This is a genomic window from Bradyrhizobium sp. LMTR 3 (assembly GCF_001693485.1).
GTDB lineage: Bacteria > Pseudomonadota > Alphaproteobacteria > Rhizobiales > Xanthobacteraceae > Bradyrhizobium.
Map to the genome: position 1 here is coordinate 54,397 of NZ_MAXC01000003.1, position 16,556 is coordinate 70,952.

A 16,556-nucleotide genomic window follows, 5' to 3' on the forward strand; every position below is an offset into this window, starting at 1 on the left:
CGAAGCGCCGGATGAGGGGTTCTCTCCGCGGAGATAGACCCCGCATCCGTCCCAATCGCGCTTTCCGCGCGATTGATCCACCTTCTCCCACAAGGGGAGAAGGAAGAAACGCCCGCGATTGACAGGCCAATCGATCCCAACCCAAATGTCTGCCCAAGACACAGAAACGAGGCGGATCGCGTGGCTGGCAACGAACAAGAGAATTACGAATGCGACGCGCTGGTGGTGGGCTCCGGCTGTGCCGGAATGTCGGCAGCGGTCACTGCGGGACATCACGGGCTCAACGTTCTCATCGTCGAAAAGGAGCCGCGCTTCGGCGGCACCACTGCCCGCTCCGGCGGCTGGCTATGGATTCCCGGCACTTCGCTGGCGAAGGCGTGGGGCATCGAGGAAAGCCCGGAGCAGGCGAAGACCTATCTCCGCCACGAAGCCGGCAACAGTTTTGATGCCGCGCGCGTCGATGCGTTTCTCTCCGCCGGTCCCGCGGCGGTGGACTTTTTCACCGGCAAGACGGCCGTGCAGTTCGACATGCCGTTGACCTTTCCGGATTACCACGCGGAAGCCCCAGGCGGTGCGCAGGGCGGTCGCTCGATGGTGACGCGGCCGTTCGATGGCCGCGAGCTGGGCGAGCATATCAAGGATCTCGGCAATCCCCTCCCCGAGCTCACCGTGTTCGGCATGATGCTGGGCTCCGGCAAGGAGATCGTCCATTTCATGCGGGCGACCAAATCGCTGACTTCGGCGGTCTACGTCGCAAAACGCTTGTCGAAGCATTTGATGGACGTGATGCGCCACGGCCGCGGCATGACCTTGACCAACGGCAATGCGCTGGCCGGCCGGCTGGCAAAATCCGCGTTTGACCTGAAAATTCCGTTGTGGCTGTCCTCGCCCGTGCATGAACTGATCGTCGAGGATGGCACGGTGCGCGGCGCGATCGTCGAGCGCCATGGCAAGCTGGTGCGCATCATCGCCAAACGCGGCGTGGTGCTCGCCTGCGGCGGCTTTCCGCATGATGCGGCGAGGCGCAAGACGATGTTTCCGCACGCGCCCACCGGCGCCGAGCATTTTTCGCCGGGCCCCGTCGGCAACACCGGCGACGGATTGCGGCTGGCGGAGACCGCCGGCGGCCGCATCGAGGAAACGCTGCCGAATGCGGCTGCCTGGGTGCCGGTCTCCATCACCGAGCGCAAGGACGGCTCCAAGGGCGTGATGCCGCATTTCATCGACCGCGCGAAACCCGGCGTCATTGCGGTGATGCGCGACGGCAGGCGTTTTGCCAATGAAGGCAATTCCTATCATGACTTCGTGCAGGCGATGGTGAAGGCTGCAAAGCCCGGCGAGGAGATCACCGCGTTCCTGCTGTGCGATCACCGCGCGCTGCGAAAATACGGGCTCGGCTGCGTGCCACCGTTTCCGATGCCGCTGCGTCATCATCTCGCCACCGGCTACCTCAAGCGCGGCGCAACGCTGGCAGAACTGGCTGATAGAACCGGCATCGATCGACAGGGGCTCGAAGCGACGGTCGCCGAGTTCAACGCCTCGGCCGCGGAGGGGCGCGATCCTGCCTTCGGCAAGGGATCGCGCGCCTATAACCGCTACCAGGGCGATGCGCTGCACGGGCCGAACCCCTGCGTCGCGCCGATCAAGGACGGACCGTATTATGCGATCAAGCTGGTGGTCGGCGATCTCGGCACCTATGCTGCCATCAAGACCGATGCGCATGCCCGCGCGCTCGACGAACACGGCCAGCCGATCACCGGCCTCTACGCCGCCGGCAACGACATGGCGAGCATCATGGGCGGCAACTATCCCGGCGCCGGTATCACGCTGGGCCCCGCGCTGACGTTTGGATACATCGCAGGCAAGCATATCGCGGCGAATGCTTCCGAGACCGCCACGCGATGAACGGCCCTGCCGGCGGGGTCTGATGAGAAAAGGCACAGCGACAATCGAAGCCCCCGCAGCAGCAGAGCTGCAGCACACGTCGGACGCGCCGGCTCCATGTGTCGGCAAAAAAATTCCGGACGAATGTGTGCGACACCACATTGACAATCAACATTTCATGGCGCTCAATTAAAAGAATTATTCTTTATAGATACAACCGCGTACCATTTCAGTTGGTAGTGTGGCAGGCAATTCATGCTCCTTCCACGTACACACAGCCATGCGGTCTCATCCGGCAAGCGATCGGGCATGCGCGCGCGGAATTCCGCGCCACGTTGCCCGCTTTGTGATTCAGGCGATGCAACATTGAATCGCAGTGCATGGCAGGCGGCAACCACCCGCGGCGCCGTCATTTCGATAGCATCAAACTTTAGCGACCCGAAAACCCGAAGGGCAGGCTTCGATGGTAGACGAACCCGTACAATCCATTGGCGGTGAAGCGGCCGAGGGTGGCCCGCAGGACGGCACTGCACTCTGCCTTTCGGGCGGAGGCTATCGCGCGATGATTTTTCATATCGGCGTGCTTTGGCGCCTCTATGAGACAGGTATCCTTCAGAAGGTGAAACGCATATCGAGCGTCTCCGGCGGCTCGATCACCGCGGGGCTGCTCGCCCTCAAATGGAACAGGCTTACCGGGAGCCAAACCCCGGACATGCAACTCTTTCGTCAGGAATTCGTCGGGCCGCTGCGCGCGCTCGGGCGAACGACCATCGACGTCAAGGCCGTCATCCTGGGCCTGCTCCTGCCCGGGCGCGTGAGCGACCGTGTCGTTGCAGCGTATGAGAAGCACCTGTTCGGTTCGGCCACGCTGCAGGATCTTCCGGACAAGCCGAGTTTTGTCATCAACGCGACCAGCGTGCAGTCCGGCGCGTTGTGGCGCTTCACGAAGCCGTACATGCGCGACTACCGGGTCGGCGAGGTCCTGAAGCCCACCATCAGCCTGTCGAAAGCTGTTGCAGCTTCCTCCGCGTTTCCGCCCGTGCTGTCTCCCGTCGAGATCAAGCTGAACGATAGCGCATTCACGCCGAAGTCGGGATCCGACCTGCAGCGGCCTCCGTTCACAACGAACGTCGTTCTCTCGGACGGCGGCGTCTACGACAACCTGGGTCTGGAGACCGCCTGGAAGCGCTACCGCACCATCCTGGTGAGCGACGCTGGCGGAAAGCTTCAGGCCGAAGAAAGCCCGAAAGCCGATTGGGGCAATCACGCCTATCGCGTGTTCGATCTCGTCGATAACCAGGTGCGATCCCTGCGGAAACGTCAGGTGATCGATTCCTTCAAACAACATATTCGGTCAGGAGCCTATTGGGGAATTCGGACCAACATTCTCGATTACGGACTGGCAGACGCCCTGACTTGTCCGTTCGACGCGACCATGCGGCTTGCCGAAACGCCCACCCGGTTGCAAGCTATGGACGATCAATTGCAGGAGCGATTGATCAATTGGGGCTATGCAGTATGCGATGCCGCGATCCGGAAACATTACCAGCCTGCGTTGCCAAAACCTGACAAATTTCCCTTTCCAGCATCAAAGGTCTGAGCCATGACGGTGCTCATTCCGAGAACCTTGGCCGAATACATCCTGCTTGGACCGACCGGTGATCGCCGTCAGCTCCAGGACTCGCCGATTTTGGGCGATGTCTGGATTGCATATGCGAGCGAGGCTGGACCGCAGGAGCTGCTGATCACACCGTACAAGACGAATACAGCAGGCCTCGTCGCAAACTGGATCGATGGCGAAGTCGATCACGATCGGCTGATGCATAACGCGAGTGGTCGCGAGCCTCGAGAAATTGCCTATCTGCAGGGTGTAATCGCCGCACGGCTGTACTTCGACGAGGTGCTGCGCGTCATCGTACCGACGACGAGCTGGTGGAGCAGCGCGCGCATTCAAGGCGATATGGCGGTCTATCTGCAGGCCGCAAGCGGCAGTCAACGCATCAACGCCGTTCTGGATACAGTTCAGGAAATGGCGGCACACTGGAGCGATCCCAAGACAATCAAGAAATCGGCCGGAATGCTGACGGCACTCGATCGCTACGCCGCGCTCGCCGGCATTATTCTCTGGGCGGCCCAAACCACCACGATCGGACCAGATGCAAAACCAGCGGAACTGGCTGCCGCGATCAAGGCAGGAAAAGGCGACATTGCGCGCCTGCTGACCGATTTGTTCTCCGAAATTCTCGATCGCCAAGAACAGAACGACGCAAACCGGCGCAAGCAATGGAAAGATTCGCTCGTCTATCAGGTTTCACTCAATCGGCGCGCCGATATGGCCGTCGCTCGATCCGTGCCTTCAGTCAAGGCGGACGCCGCCCGCCTGCTCTTCACGGTCAATTGCGCAGAGATCGCGTGGGCCGTCATCGATTCCGGGATTCAGGGCGATCACCCATGCTTCAAGGATGCGACCGGGAAGGAATCCAGGGTCGTTGCCAGTTTCGATTTCAGCAACTTTCGCAAGATCGTCAACCTCGACAACCTCAGGATCTTCAACGAAAACGAAGATCCGGAAGTACAGGAGGGCAAGCTCAAGCAGCTTCTGCCGGACGGGCACAAACTGCCCGAAGGGCAGAAACTGAAGCAGGCCGGCGCCAAGCTGATCTCGAACCTCGTTCAATTGTCCAGGGATGCAAGGGCGCAACGCCCGATTCATTGGGAGCTGGTCGAACCGTTCATCGAAATCAAAATCGACACGCGCCCATCGGTAAGCGATCACGGCACGCACGTCGCCGGCATCATTGGCGCCAGGGCACCTCAAAAGCGAACCAAGGCCATTGCGGAAGACGACAGGATCGACGGGATGTGTCCCGATATCCGGCTCTACGACTTCAGGGTCCTTTCGCGAAACAGCGACGAGAAAGACACCGAATTCGCGATTATCGCCGCCTTGCAGTACATCAGGCATCTGAACGAGCGCCACGACTATATTTCAATTCACGGCGCAAACCTCAGTCTTTCGATCAAGCACGATGTGCGGAACTACGCCTGCGGCCGAACGCCGATTTGCGAGGAGTGCGAGCATCTGGTCGAAAGTGGCGTGGTAGTGGTCGCGGCCGCCGGAAACTACGGATTTCAGAGCTTTACGACTACCGATGGTGCGTTCGAAAGCTATGCCGCGTTCAGCATCACCGATCCCGGAAATGCGGACGGCGTGATTACGGTCGGATCGACGCATCGATCGCTGCCGCATACCTACGGTGTCAGCTTTTTCTCGAGCCGTGGTCCGACCGGGGATGGAAGATTGAAGCCCGATCTGGTCGCGCCGGGCGAGCGCATCCATGGTCCGTTCCGGGACGGCTGGGGCGACCTCGACGGAACGAGCATGGCCGCTCCGCATGTCAGCGGCGCTGCGGCGATGCTGATGGCGCGATATCCGGAATTCATCAAGCAGCCGCGCAAGGTCAAGAAGATATTGTGCGAAACCGCGACCGACCTCGGCCGCGAGCGCAGCTTCCAGGGCAGCGGGCTATTGGATGTGCTCAGGGCTTTTCAGAGTATTTGAGGAGGCTACCCATGATTTTCAGTCTGGACGTCCGGCGGGCACGCAAGGGCGATTGCCTGCTGCTGCACTTCGGCACCAAGCAGGAGCCCGGGCTCATCATGATCGACGGCGGACCCAGGTCCGTCTATGCGCCGCATCTCAAGCCGAGATTGATGGAAATCCGCGAGGCGCGCAAAATCAAGAAGAACGATCCGCTACCGATCGACGTGCTGATGGTCAGTCATGTGGACGACGATCATATCCAGGGAATTCTGGATTTCACCAGGGAAGAAATCGCCAATGTGGAGGCGCACAAGCCGCGTCTGCTGAATGTGTTCAGCCTGTGGCACAACAGCTTTGACGATATTATCGGCGGTCAGCCAGCGGAATTGACGGCGAAAGTGAACGCGACATTCAAGACGGAGGCCAGCACCGGAGCAGTCGAGCTGTCCGACGAAAAGGTCGAAAGCGTGGAAGATATCTTCATCGACCAGAATCCCGGAGGCAATGACGCCGCGGACGCGGAAGTGGTTGGAAGTTCCCTGAAGGTGCTCGCCAGCATCGCGCAGGGCTTTCGGCTGAGAAGGGATGCCGATCGGCTCGGCTATGGGCGCAACGCCGAGTTCGGGGGGAAGCTCATCGCCGCGCCACAAGGCAAGGCGCCGACCAGGATAGCCAATTCGCTGGACGTCACCGTCATCGGTCCCATGCTTGAAGAGATTGAGGCGCTGCACAAGGACCATCAGAAATGGCTTGAGGATCTCAAGAAGCAAGGAAAGACGCCCGAAGAGGCTCTCGCGGCCTATGTCGACAAATCCGTTCCCAATTTGTCGAGCATCGTGGTGCTCGTGGAGGTAGACAAGAGGCGAATGTTGCTGACCGGGGATGCGAGGGGCGACAAGATTCTCAAAGGGCTGCAACTGGCGGGCAAGCTCGACAAGGACGACGGCACAAAGATCGAAGTCGATCTTCTCAAGGTGCCGCATCACGGAAGTTCCAATAATCTCGACAAGGATTTCTTCGAGCGCATCATCGCGAAGCATTATGTGTTCTCGGGCGACGGCGAACACGGCAATCCCGAACGCGAAAGCCTCGAGATGCTGCTGAAGGCGCGCAAGGATGGCGACTACCAGATACACCTGACGTATCCATTGAAGGAAATAGACCAGCTGCGCGAGGAGGATTGGAACAAGGAGCGCAACAAGCAGATCGCGCGCAAGAAGAAGAGCGGAAAAGGTACGGTGCGCGAGGAATGGTCGGCGCAAGATCACGGTCTGCTGGCGCTTTTCGATGCCAATCCACAGTTCAAGGGGAAACTCAGGATTGTCGACAAAAAGAAGCCGCATATTATCGACCTGGGCGATCCGCTAGCGGCTTCCTGGCCGGCGCTGGCCAATTGACCCGCCCACCACGGCCCGAGTGATGAAGCTGGCGGCTAACACCGTTCCGGCTGCGCCGGTGTCAGAACCCGAGGTTTGGCCACACAGCGGAACGGGATATCGCAGGCGAGATTTGGACCAGCCGGCGATGCGGTGGAACGAACGTCGATCGATTCGATTGTGTTCTGATCCAACCGGAGATCGTTCCATGCGCGCGCAGCTCCTCGCCGCCGCCCTCGCCATCGCCGCAATCTTTGCTCCCGTCCTCGCTTTCGCCGGCGACGCCGAATGGCGGCGATACGTGATCGCGAGCACCGGGACCAGCATCGACATGCCGGTCTCGATTTTCACCATCGACGCCGGACCGCCGGAAGGCGGTACAGGACGACGCTTTTTCACCGATGACCGCCGCGCCGACCTGACGGTGCAGTCCGTTCCCAATCCGCAGAACGATTCGCCCGCCACGTTCCTGGCCAAGATGCGACCGCCTGCGGGCATCACCTATAAACGGATCACGCCTGATTTCTTCGCGGTGTCCAGCATTCGCAAGGACCGGATCTGGTACAACCGTTGCAACCGCGGCAACGGCACCCTGAACTGCGTGCTGATCAATTATCCCGTCTCCGAAAAACGCCAGTGGGACAACGTAGTCACGCGGATAAGCCATACGCTGCGAAGCTAACGCGCTCGTGACCGCATCTTAAGCAATCGGGAAAAAACAGCAGTTCTATTCCGGCGCGGGGAACCGTCCGATACGCACTGCGTTGCCGATGGTCCGCATCAGTAACCGCGAGGTTGTTTCGTGAATCGCAGGGATTTCCTCGCTGTTTCCGCATTACCATTGGCAACCGGCATAGCGCCCGGGCTTTTGCCCGCCGCCCACGCCCAGCCTGCGCCGTTCGATCGATCCATCGTCCGGCAAATGGCGCGCGACCTCGCAGGCAAACCCTACAAGGCGCCAAGCGAGAAGCTGCCCGACAATCTCGCAAATCTCAATTACGACCAGTATCGGGCGATCCGGTTCTTGCCGAACCGCGCGCTATGGCGCGGCGAAAAACTGCCCTTCGAGGCGCAGTTCTTCCATCGCGGATTCAACTACAAGAACCGCGTCGACATCTTCGAGGTGAAGAACGGCCAGGCGTCGATCATCCCCTACCAGCCCGACCTGTTTTCGTTCGGCGATCTGGCGCCGCCCGGCCCTGCGGTCGATCTCGGCTTTGCCGGCTTTCGGCTTCATGCGCCGATCAACAAGCCCGACTATTATGACGAGGTCTGCGTCTTTCTCGGCGCAAGTTATTTCCGCGCATTAGCCAAAGGGCAACTCTTCGGCCTTTCGGCACGCGGCCTGTCGATCAACACCGGCGAAGCCAAGGGCGAGGAGTTTCCATTCTTCAAGACGTTCTGGCTCGAGAAGCCGTCGGCCGACGCCAATTCCATCGTCGTGCATGCGCTGCTCGACAGCGAGAGCGCGGCAGCAGCCTATCGTTTCACCATCCGCCCGGGCGACACCACCGTGTTCGATGTTGACATGGCGATCTATCCGCGCGTCGATCTGACTCATGCCGGCCTTGCGCCGATGACCAGCATGTTCTTCTTCGGACCGAACGACCGCAAGGATGTCGAGGATTTCCGCCCCTCGGTTCACGATTCGGACGGGCTTGCGATTTTCAACGGCCGGGGCGAGGAGCTTTGGCGGCCATTGCATAATCCGAGGGATCTGCAAGTGTCCTCGTTTGGTGACCTCAACCCACGCGGCTTCGGCCTGATGCAGCGCCAGAAGGATTTTTCCGCCTACCAGGACCTGGAATCGAATTTCGAGCGCCGGCCAAGCCTGTGGGCGGAGCCGATCGGCGATTGGGGCGAAGGCGAGGTGAAGCTGCTGGAAATCCCGACCAAGGAAGAGATTCACGACAACATCGCATTGTTCTGGCGCCCCAAAGCGGCGTTGCCGGCCAAGGGCGAACACACCTACACCTATCGTTTGCACTGGGGGCCGGATACTCCAAAGCCAGCCTCACTGGCGCGATTTTCCCGGACCGGGATCGGCACACGAGGCGACAACGCTACGCTCTTCGTGCTCGACGTGACCGGCGAGCGGCTGAAATCGGTCGATCCGAAAAGCTTGCGCGGTGTCGTGACGGCCGAGAAGGCGAAGATCCAGAACATCGTTACCCAGCCAAACCCGGCGACAGGCGGCTGGCGATTGAGCTTCGAGTTGTTGAAGGAAAAGACCCCGGTCGAACTCCGCGCATCGCTCATGCAGAACGAAGAGGCGGTATCGGAGGTCTGGGTTTATCGATGGACACCTTGACGAAAGCCGGCGGCTCGCCCGGAAGGCGGGATATTCCTCCGACCGATTTCCTTCCTCCGGAATCGCCGACGGATATGACGGTGCAGGCGTTGCGGCGGTTCGAGCCGCCGCCAGCGCCCGATTTTGCGCCGATGTGGATCCGGCGCGCCTTCGTTCTGACCGGCACCGCGATCCTGACTGCGGCAGGCTGTTATGAGATGCACCGGGTGCTCCGGGTCGGTGGTGTCACGGTGCTGGAGTCCATCATCCTTGCGCTGTTCGTGCTGCTGTTTGCATGGATCGCCTTCTCCTTTATGTCGGCCCTTGGCGGTTTCTTCGTGCTGCTGATGAGAAGGAAGGATGAGCTCGGCATCGACGCCAGTGCGCCTCTGCCCGCGATCCACAGCCGCACCGCGATGCTGCTGCCGACCTATAATGAGGACCCCTATCGCGTGCTGGCGAGATTGCGCGCGATCTACGAATCGGTGGAGCAGACCGGACACGGCGCGCAGTTCGACTGGTTCGTGCTGAGCGACACCACCGACACCGCGATCTGGATCGCCGAGGAAAAATGTTTTCTCAAGCTCCGGCAGGACGTCGGCAGCACCGCAGCAATCTTCTATCGCCACCGCCCTCAGAACACCGCGCGCAAGTCGGGCAATATCGAGGAGTGGGTCAGGCGATTCGGCTCCAAGTATGAATGCATGCTGATCCTGGACGCCGACAGCTTGATGACGGGCGACAGCATCGTTCGGCTCGTTGCCGCGATGGAGGCGCATCCGAAGGCCGCGCTGATTCAGACGCTACCGGTCATCGTCAATGCAAGATCGCTGTTCGCGCGCTGGCAGCAGTTCGCAGGCCGCCTGTACGGTCCGATGCTGGCCGCGGGGATCGCATGGTGGCATGGCTCGGAAGGCAATTATTGGGGCCACAACGCCATCATTCGCGTCCGCGCCTTTGCACAACATGCAGGCCTCCCCGAACTCAGCGGACGCAAGCCGTTCGGCGGGCATATCATGAGCCATGACTTCATCGAAGCGGCGCTGATGCGGCGCGGCGGCTGGGCCATCCACATGGCGCCGGCGCTCCGCGGCAGTTACGAGGAATCTCCGCCCACGCTTTCAGATTTTGCCGCGCGTGACCGTCGCTGGTGCCAGGGCAATCTGCAGCATCTGGCGCTGCTGCCGACCCGCGGCTTTCACTGGGTCTCGCGGCTTCATCTGCTGACGGGGATCGGGTCATATCTCACCGCGCCGCTCTGGCTGATCTTTCTTGTTTTCGGAATCCTGGTCTCGTTGCAAGCACAGTTCGTACGGCCCGAATATTTTCCGAAAGGATATTCGTTGTTTCCGCAATGGCCGGCGCAGGATCCGGTCCTGGCAGCATGGGTATTTGCAGGCACGATGGGAATGCTGATCGTGCCGAAGCTGCTGGCCTTCATCGTGCTCCTTGCCGATCGCGACACGCGCAGGAAGTTCGGCGGCGGCCTGCTGGTGCTTGGCGGCATCGGTGCCGAGACAATCCTTTCCGGTTTGACCGCGCCTGTCATGATGATCTTCCAGTCGTCCGCTGTCGGCGAAATCCTGTTCGGGCGCGACGCAGGATGGCAGGTTCAGCGCCGGGACGATGGCGCGGTCGCGCAGCGCGACATCGTCAGCACCTATTCGGTGCCGACATTGATTGGCATCGCCATGGCCATCAGCGCCTACGCCGTCTCGCTGTCGTTGCTGCTGTGGATGACGCCGGTGATCCTCGGTCTGTTGCTCTCCGTTCCGATCGCGATGCTGTCGTCGTCGCCGGGTGCGAACCGCAGGTCCGGATTGTTCAGGACCCCCGAGCAGACGGCGCCGCCGCCGGTGCTGGCACGCGCCAACCAGCTCGCGAGCGCGCCGCATTCGTCGCTCCCCTGCCCGCTGCGCGAATTGCTCGACGATGCTCGCCTGCTCGAAGCACACCTGAACAACCTCTCCGGACAAAAGCTGCGGAAGCGCGGCGACGTCGATCCGCATCTCGCGATCGCGCGCGCGAAGATCGAAGATGCCGAAACGTTCGAGGAGGCCGCGGGGTTTCTGAGCCCGCGCGAGAAGTTCGCAGTGCTCAATGCGCCGGCGGTTCTTACCGGCCTGTTGGCGTTGCCCGATCATCGAGCGTGAGACGAACTCCCTCGAAATTTACCTCATCTTTGCAATCCAGAGTGGGTGATCGACTGGGATGAGGCTGGCGGCCGTCCCGTCTTGGCCGGCACTGCAAATCTGCTAGACTGCCTGCCAGCGAGGCGAAAAAATGGAAGCGCCCGGACCCGAGCGAAGGCTCGCAGCAATCCTTGCCGCCGATATGGTCGGTTTTAGCCGGCTGATGGAGGTCGACGAGGCAGGGACGCTCGCACGCCTGAAGACCCATCGGCTTGAACTCATTGATCCGGCCATCGCCAAGAATCGCGGTCGCATTATCAAGACTACCGGCGATGGCCTGCTGGTCGAATTCCACAGTGTTGCCGACGCAGTGCTGTGCGCCGCCGAAGTCCAGCGCAGGATGATGCGGCGCAATGCCGACGTGTCGCCGGCGCGATGGATTCAGTTCCGCATCGGCATCAATCTGGGCGACGTCATCATCGAGGAAAACGACATTTTTGGCGACGGCGTCAATGTCGCGGCGCGGCTCGAGGTGCTCGCCGAGCCGGGCGGCATATGCGTCTCGGGGGCGGTGCGCGATCAAGTCGGTGATCGGCTCGACGAGATCGCATTTGAGGATCTCGGCGAGCAGAGCGTCAAGAATATCAGCCGCCCGATCCACGTCTTTCGGGTGCGGCTTGAGCCAGCAACCGCAGCGGCCGAGAGTGGCAAGGATAGCTCGGCGGCGACGTCCGTTACCAGAAAGCCGTCCATCGCTGTGCTGCCGCTGGTCAACATGAGCGGTGATCCGGAGCAGGAATTCTTTGCCGACGGCCTCACCGAGGACATCATCACCGAACTGTCGCGCTTCCGCGACCTTCTCGTCATCTCGCGGAACTCGACCTTCGTGCACAAGGGCAAAGCCGTAAAGGTGCAGGAGGTCGCACGCGAACTCGGCGTCGAATATGTCCTGGAGGGCAGCGTACGCAAGGTCGGCGATCGCGTCCGTGTCACCGTGCAGTTGATCGACGCGCAAACCGACCGGCATGTCTGGGCCGAACGCTATGATCGCAAGCTCGAGGATATCTTCGCCATCCAGGACGAGGTGACCGGGGCGATCGTTGCCACGCTTCCCGGCCGCGTCGAGGCCGCCACGCAGGAACGGGCGAAGCGCAAGCGGCCGGACAACATGGCAGCCTATGAATGCGTACTCGCCGCCAAAGTCCTGCACCACCGCTCACGGCGTGAAGACAATGCGCAGGCCCAGATCCTGCTCGATCGCGCCATCGCGCTCGATCCGAATTATGCGCATGCCCACGCCTGGAAGGCGTGCGTGCTGGGCCAGACCTGGGTCTACGGATGGTGCGAAGATCGCGACGCCACCTTCCAGCAGGTGGCTGACGAGTTGCAGATTGCGCTGGCGCTCGATGACAATGACAGCGACGTTCACCGCATCCTGGCCGCGGTGAACCTGACGCGCGACGATCATGACAGGGCGGCCTACCATCAGGAGCGGGCACTCGCGCTCAATCCCAACTACGATATCGTCGTAGTGCAGCAGGGCGAGTTTCTGACCTGGCTGGGGCGGCCGGAAGAAGGGATCGACTGGATCAGGAAGGCAATGCGCCTCAACCCGTTCCACCCCGAGCGCTTCTGGAGCCACCTCGGTCGCGCGTATTATTGCGCGGAGAAATTTGCCGAAGCCGCAGAGGCGTTCGCGCGGATCACGCGGCCCGACTTCACCCATCACGCCTTCCTCGCCGCCATCTTCGCGCAGATGGGCGACGCCGTTGCGGCCGGCGCGCATGCCGCAGAGGTCATCAAGCTTGAACCGGGTTTCTCGGTGGCCGGCTATCTCGCAACCCAGCACTACAAGCAGGAAGCCGATCGGGCGCGTCACGAGGCCGGCCTGCTCAAGGCGGGGTTACCGGCGTGAGATTGGCAACGGTCAGGTCACAATGTGATGGCGGTGCTATCGAGAAACCGACGACTGCTTGCTTGCGGTTGGCAGTCCGTCTTCGCTTTCACTTCGTTCAAGCTACGCCGGACACGCTCCGACCTGACAGTCTCCGCGTGGCTGCGCCACGCGTAGCCCGTCAGGGCGAAGCGTGGTGGGCGCGACAGGGATCGAACCTGTGACCCCTACCATGTCAAGGTAGTGCTCTCCCGCTGAGCTACGCGCCCCGGAATGGGATGACCTGTCATCCCGCTCCAGCTTTATTCGTATTGGGTGGGGTCCGTATATCGGCTCCAAAGCGCCCGGGCAAGGATGCTCGGCACTAATTTCTGCTGCCTTTTCGAACGAAACAGCCGCCGAATCAGGCCGCCAGCATCTTGTTCACTTCGCTGACCAGTTCGCGGAGGTGAACGGGCTTGGCCAGCACCTTGGCGTTCTTGGGTGCCTCCGAATCGGAATTCAGGGCGACCGCGGCAAAGCCGGTGATGAACATGATTTTGATGTCGGGGTCGAGTTCCGAGGCGCGGCGCGCCAGCTCGATGCCGTCCATTTCGGGCATCACGATATCGGTCAGCAGCATCTCGAACGGCTCCTCGCGCAGCCGCTGATAGGCCGACATGCCATTGTCGTGGGGCGAGACCTGAAACCCGGCGTTTTCCAGCGCCTTGACCAGGAAACGTCGCATGTCGTTGTCGTCTTCGGCGAGGAGGATCTTGTGCATGGCGGTCAGTCGTTGAACCTGGCTTGGAGGATCATTGCGCCCACTAAGCCCGACAGAGGGTAAATTTCGGGTGAAAGGTAACGGCTTCTTGGCGGCAGCGGGCAGCGCTATTTTTGTAGCGGCGCGCATCAGGATCGATCAAGGCGGCGCTTTTCAGGCGTTTACGACACCTTCCAGGAAAACCGTGGCTTTTTTCGCTTGGCAGAATGATTACGATTACGGACAATGCATCCTTACAATACCCGCCCTTCCGGTGGAATCGGTCGCATGACCGGCCGGCCGAAGGGAAATGCGGACATTCAAGGGACGGCGCCCGACGATGACCCAGCTTGATGGCGAACTGTCGCCTCCCTTCGAGATCGTGGAGCCGCAGCATTGGCGGGCGCCGATCATCTTCAACTCGCCCCATTCCGGCTCCGTCTACCCGTCCGAATTCCTCAACGCCTCCCGGATCGACCTCGCCGCGCTGCGCCGCTCCGAGGATTCGTTCATGGACGAATTGATCGGTGGTCTGAGCGACCAGGGCTTTCCGACGGTGCGGGTCAATTTCCCCCGCTCCTATGTCGACGTGAACCGCGAGCCCTATGAACTCGATCCGCGGATGTTCACCGGCCGCCTCCCGAGCTTTGCCAATACCCGCTCGATGCGGGTGGCCGGCGGCCTCGGCACCATCCCGCGCGTAGTCGGCGATGGGCAGGAAATCTATCGCGAGCGGCTTTCCGTCGATGACGCGCTGGGGCGGATCGAGGCGCTCTACAAGCCGTACCACCGTGCGCTGCGGCGGCTGATCAACAAGGCCCATCAGGCATTCGGGACCGTGATCCTAGTCGATTGCCACTCGATGCCGTCGGTCGGCGTATCCAGAGACGAGCCACGGCGGCCCGATATCGTGATCGGCGATCGCTACGGCACCAGTTGCGCGAGCCTTTTGCCCGATGTCGTCGAGCACATCATGAGCGGGCTGGGCTATTCGATCGGCCGCAACAAGCCCTATGCCGGCGGCTTCATTACCGAGCACTACGGCAACCCTGCGAGCGGCCTGCACACCGTGCAGCTCGAACTCAACCGCGCGATCTACATGGATGAGCGGCGCAGGGAGCGCAGCCCCCGCTTTGCCCAGGTGGTCACCGATTTCGCAATGCTGGCGGAGGCGCTGGCACAGGTGCCGCTCGGCGACCTCGGCCCGTTCCAGGCGGCGGCGGAGTGACGCTTCGTCATTCCGGACGTCGCGAAGCGAACTATGGTGCGCAATTGCGCACCTGAGAATCTCGAGATTGCGGATCGCCGCTGCGCGACGTCCGGAATGACGGCTGAAGATTAAAGACGGCACAAAAGAAAAAAGGGCCGCTTGAATGAACAAGCGGCCCAAGTCTAGGGAGGAAACGCCCAAGGAGGGCAGCGATAGCGCGAGGCGCTACCGCACCGCAACAATATGCGACCGCGCTGCACAAAAGGCAAGAGTTTTCGGATCACTTCCGGTGCAAACCGGGTCAGTCCGGCAAATCGGCAACACCGGTGGTTATGATCTTTTAGTTCAATTATATCAAAGGCTTATAGACGTAGCCGCGTCAGTTCCGAGCTTACTGCAGTGCTGGTATGCCAAAACTCGCGACTTCGTGATGGCCGGGCTAACCAAAAATCCACGCCTGAAACGAAGCCTTTTCGAAAGCGATTCGAAAGTCCGTTCGCAAGAGGAATGGGAATAACGTGCCGTTGGCGATGCGCGGCAGCCCGGATTGGGCTAGAGCTTCGGTTCTGATTGAATCAGCCGAAGCTCTAGCTTCTTGTTTTGACGCGTTTTCTTCACGCGAACCGGTATCCACTTCGCTCGAAAACGCTATGGGCAAGAGGCGGCATTTCTAGTGCGGTAAGGGACAGCCGTGACGGTCATCGATTTTACAGCGTTTATCGGGCGCCTTGCTACCGCTTCGGGCGAGACCATCCTGCCGTTCTTCCGAACCTCACTCTCGATCGACAACAAGAGCGCCAGCGACTTCGATCCGGTCACCGAGGCCGACCGCGCCGCCGAAGCCGTCATGCGACGCCTGATCAAGGCCAATTTCCCCCAGCACGGCATTGTCGGCGAGGAATTCGGCAACGAGCGCGAGGATGCCGAATATGTCTGGGTGCTCGACCCGATCGACGGCACCAAATCCTTCATCGCGGGCTTTCCGATCTGGGGCACCCTGATCGCGCTCTTGCACAAGGGCATGCCGGTGTTCGGGATGATGCACCAGCCCTATATCGGCGAGCGCTTCTCCGGCGATAGCGGCTCGGCGCACTATTCCGGGCCATCCGGCGAGCGCCGGCTGACGGTGCGCCGCTGCGCATCGCTGAAGGAGGCGACCTCCTTCACCACCAGTCCACTGCTGATGAACGCCGCCGACCGCGAGATCTTCGGTCGGGTCGAACATGCAGTGAAGCTGTCGCGCTATGGCGGCGACTGCTATTCCTACTGCATGCTGGCGGCCGGCCATCTCGACCTCGTCGTCGAGACCGAACTCAAGCCCTATGACATCGCGGCATTGATCCCGATCGTCACCGGCGCCGGCGGCGTCGTCACCAATTGGGAGGGCGGGCCGGCTCAGAGCGGCGGCCGCATCGTCGCCGCCGGCGATGCCCGGGTGCACGAGGCCACGCTGAAATTGCTGAATAGCTAGAGGCAAGGCCAGA

General features: G+C 61.1%; 11 protein-coding genes and 1 tRNA gene. 10 read left to right on the plus strand and 2 right to left on the minus strand.

Going from position 1 to position 16,556, the window contains the following annotated elements; genetic code table 11:
* The first annotated feature begins 180 nt into the window (after positions 1 to 180).
* The 8 genes from LMTR3_RS03450 to LMTR3_RS03485 all read left to right on the plus strand — a co-directional run bounded on the left by LMTR3_RS03450 (position 181) and on the right by LMTR3_RS03485 (position 13,141).
* The gene (locus LMTR3_RS03450; RefSeq protein ID WP_065743700.1) at positions 181 to 1,905 is read left to right on the plus strand and encodes an FAD-dependent oxidoreductase; all 1,725 of its coding nucleotides are present in this window, start codon (positions 181 to 183) and stop codon (positions 1,903 to 1,905) included.
* A 442-nt stretch (positions 1,906 to 2,347) separates the two neighbouring features.
* On the plus strand, positions 2,348 to 3,484 hold the full coding sequence (locus LMTR3_RS03455) for a patatin-like phospholipase family protein (RefSeq protein WP_065743701.1): 1,137 nt from the start codon (positions 2,348 to 2,350) through the stop codon (positions 3,482 to 3,484).
* Between the two features lie 3 nt (positions 3,485 to 3,487).
* Complete coding sequence (locus LMTR3_RS03460) at positions 3,488 to 5,446, plus strand: S8 family peptidase (protein WP_065743702.1); 1,959 nt, start codon at positions 3,488 to 3,490, stop codon at positions 5,444 to 5,446.
* Complete coding sequence (locus LMTR3_RS03465; RefSeq protein ID WP_245319724.1) at positions 5,359 to 6,825, plus strand: MBL fold metallo-hydrolase; 1,467 nt, start codon at positions 5,359 to 5,361, stop codon at positions 6,823 to 6,825. Before LMTR3_RS03460 ends, LMTR3_RS03465 begins: the two co-directional genes overlap by 88 nt.
* A 187-nt stretch (positions 6,826 to 7,012) precedes the next feature.
* Positions 7,013 to 7,486 (plus strand): hypothetical protein, encoded by a 474-nt coding sequence (locus tag LMTR3_RS03470; RefSeq protein ID WP_065743704.1) that lies wholly within the window; start codon positions 7,013 to 7,015, stop codon positions 7,484 to 7,486.
* Positions 7,487 to 7,606: 120 nt separating this feature from the next.
* Positions 7,607 to 9,115 (plus strand): glucan biosynthesis protein G, encoded by a 1,509-nt coding sequence (locus LMTR3_RS03475; protein WP_065743705.1) that lies wholly within the window; start codon positions 7,607 to 7,609, stop codon positions 9,113 to 9,115.
* The gene (gene mdoH, locus LMTR3_RS03480; RefSeq protein WP_065743706.1) at positions 9,103 to 11,247 is read left to right on the plus strand and encodes a glucans biosynthesis glucosyltransferase MdoH; all 2,145 of its coding nucleotides are present in this window, start codon (positions 9,103 to 9,105) and stop codon (positions 11,245 to 11,247) included. The genes LMTR3_RS03475 and mdoH overlap by 13 nt, the downstream gene beginning before the upstream one ends.
* Before the next feature lie 130 nt (positions 11,248 to 11,377).
* Positions 11,378 to 13,141 (plus strand): adenylate/guanylate cyclase domain-containing protein, encoded by a 1,764-nt coding sequence (locus LMTR3_RS03485; protein ID WP_065743707.1) that lies wholly within the window; start codon positions 11,378 to 11,380, stop codon positions 13,139 to 13,141.
* Positions 13,142 to 13,314: 173 nt separating this feature from the next.
* Here the strand turns inward: LMTR3_RS03485 and LMTR3_RS03490 are convergent.
* A tRNA-Val gene (locus LMTR3_RS03490) sits at positions 13,315 to 13,389 on the minus strand.
* Positions 13,390 to 13,523: 134 nt separating this feature from the next.
* Entirely contained in the window at positions 13,524 to 13,883 is a 360-nt protein-coding gene (gene cpdR, locus LMTR3_RS03495; RefSeq protein ID WP_027539837.1) for a cell cycle two-component system response regulator CpdR, read from the minus strand.
* A gap of 319 nt (positions 13,884 to 14,202) precedes the next feature.
* Between cpdR and LMTR3_RS03500 the strand changes: the two genes are divergently transcribed.
* Positions 14,203 to 15,090, plus strand: coding sequence for an N-formylglutamate amidohydrolase (locus LMTR3_RS03500; protein WP_065743830.1), 888 nt, complete (start codon positions 14,203 to 14,205; stop codon positions 15,088 to 15,090).
* 673 nt (positions 15,091 to 15,763) lie between these two features.
* Positions 15,764 to 16,543 (plus strand): histidinol-phosphatase, encoded by a 780-nt coding sequence (gene hisN, locus LMTR3_RS03505; RefSeq protein WP_065743708.1) that lies wholly within the window; start codon positions 15,764 to 15,766, stop codon positions 16,541 to 16,543.
* Positions 16,544 to 16,556 lie beyond the last annotated feature (13 nt).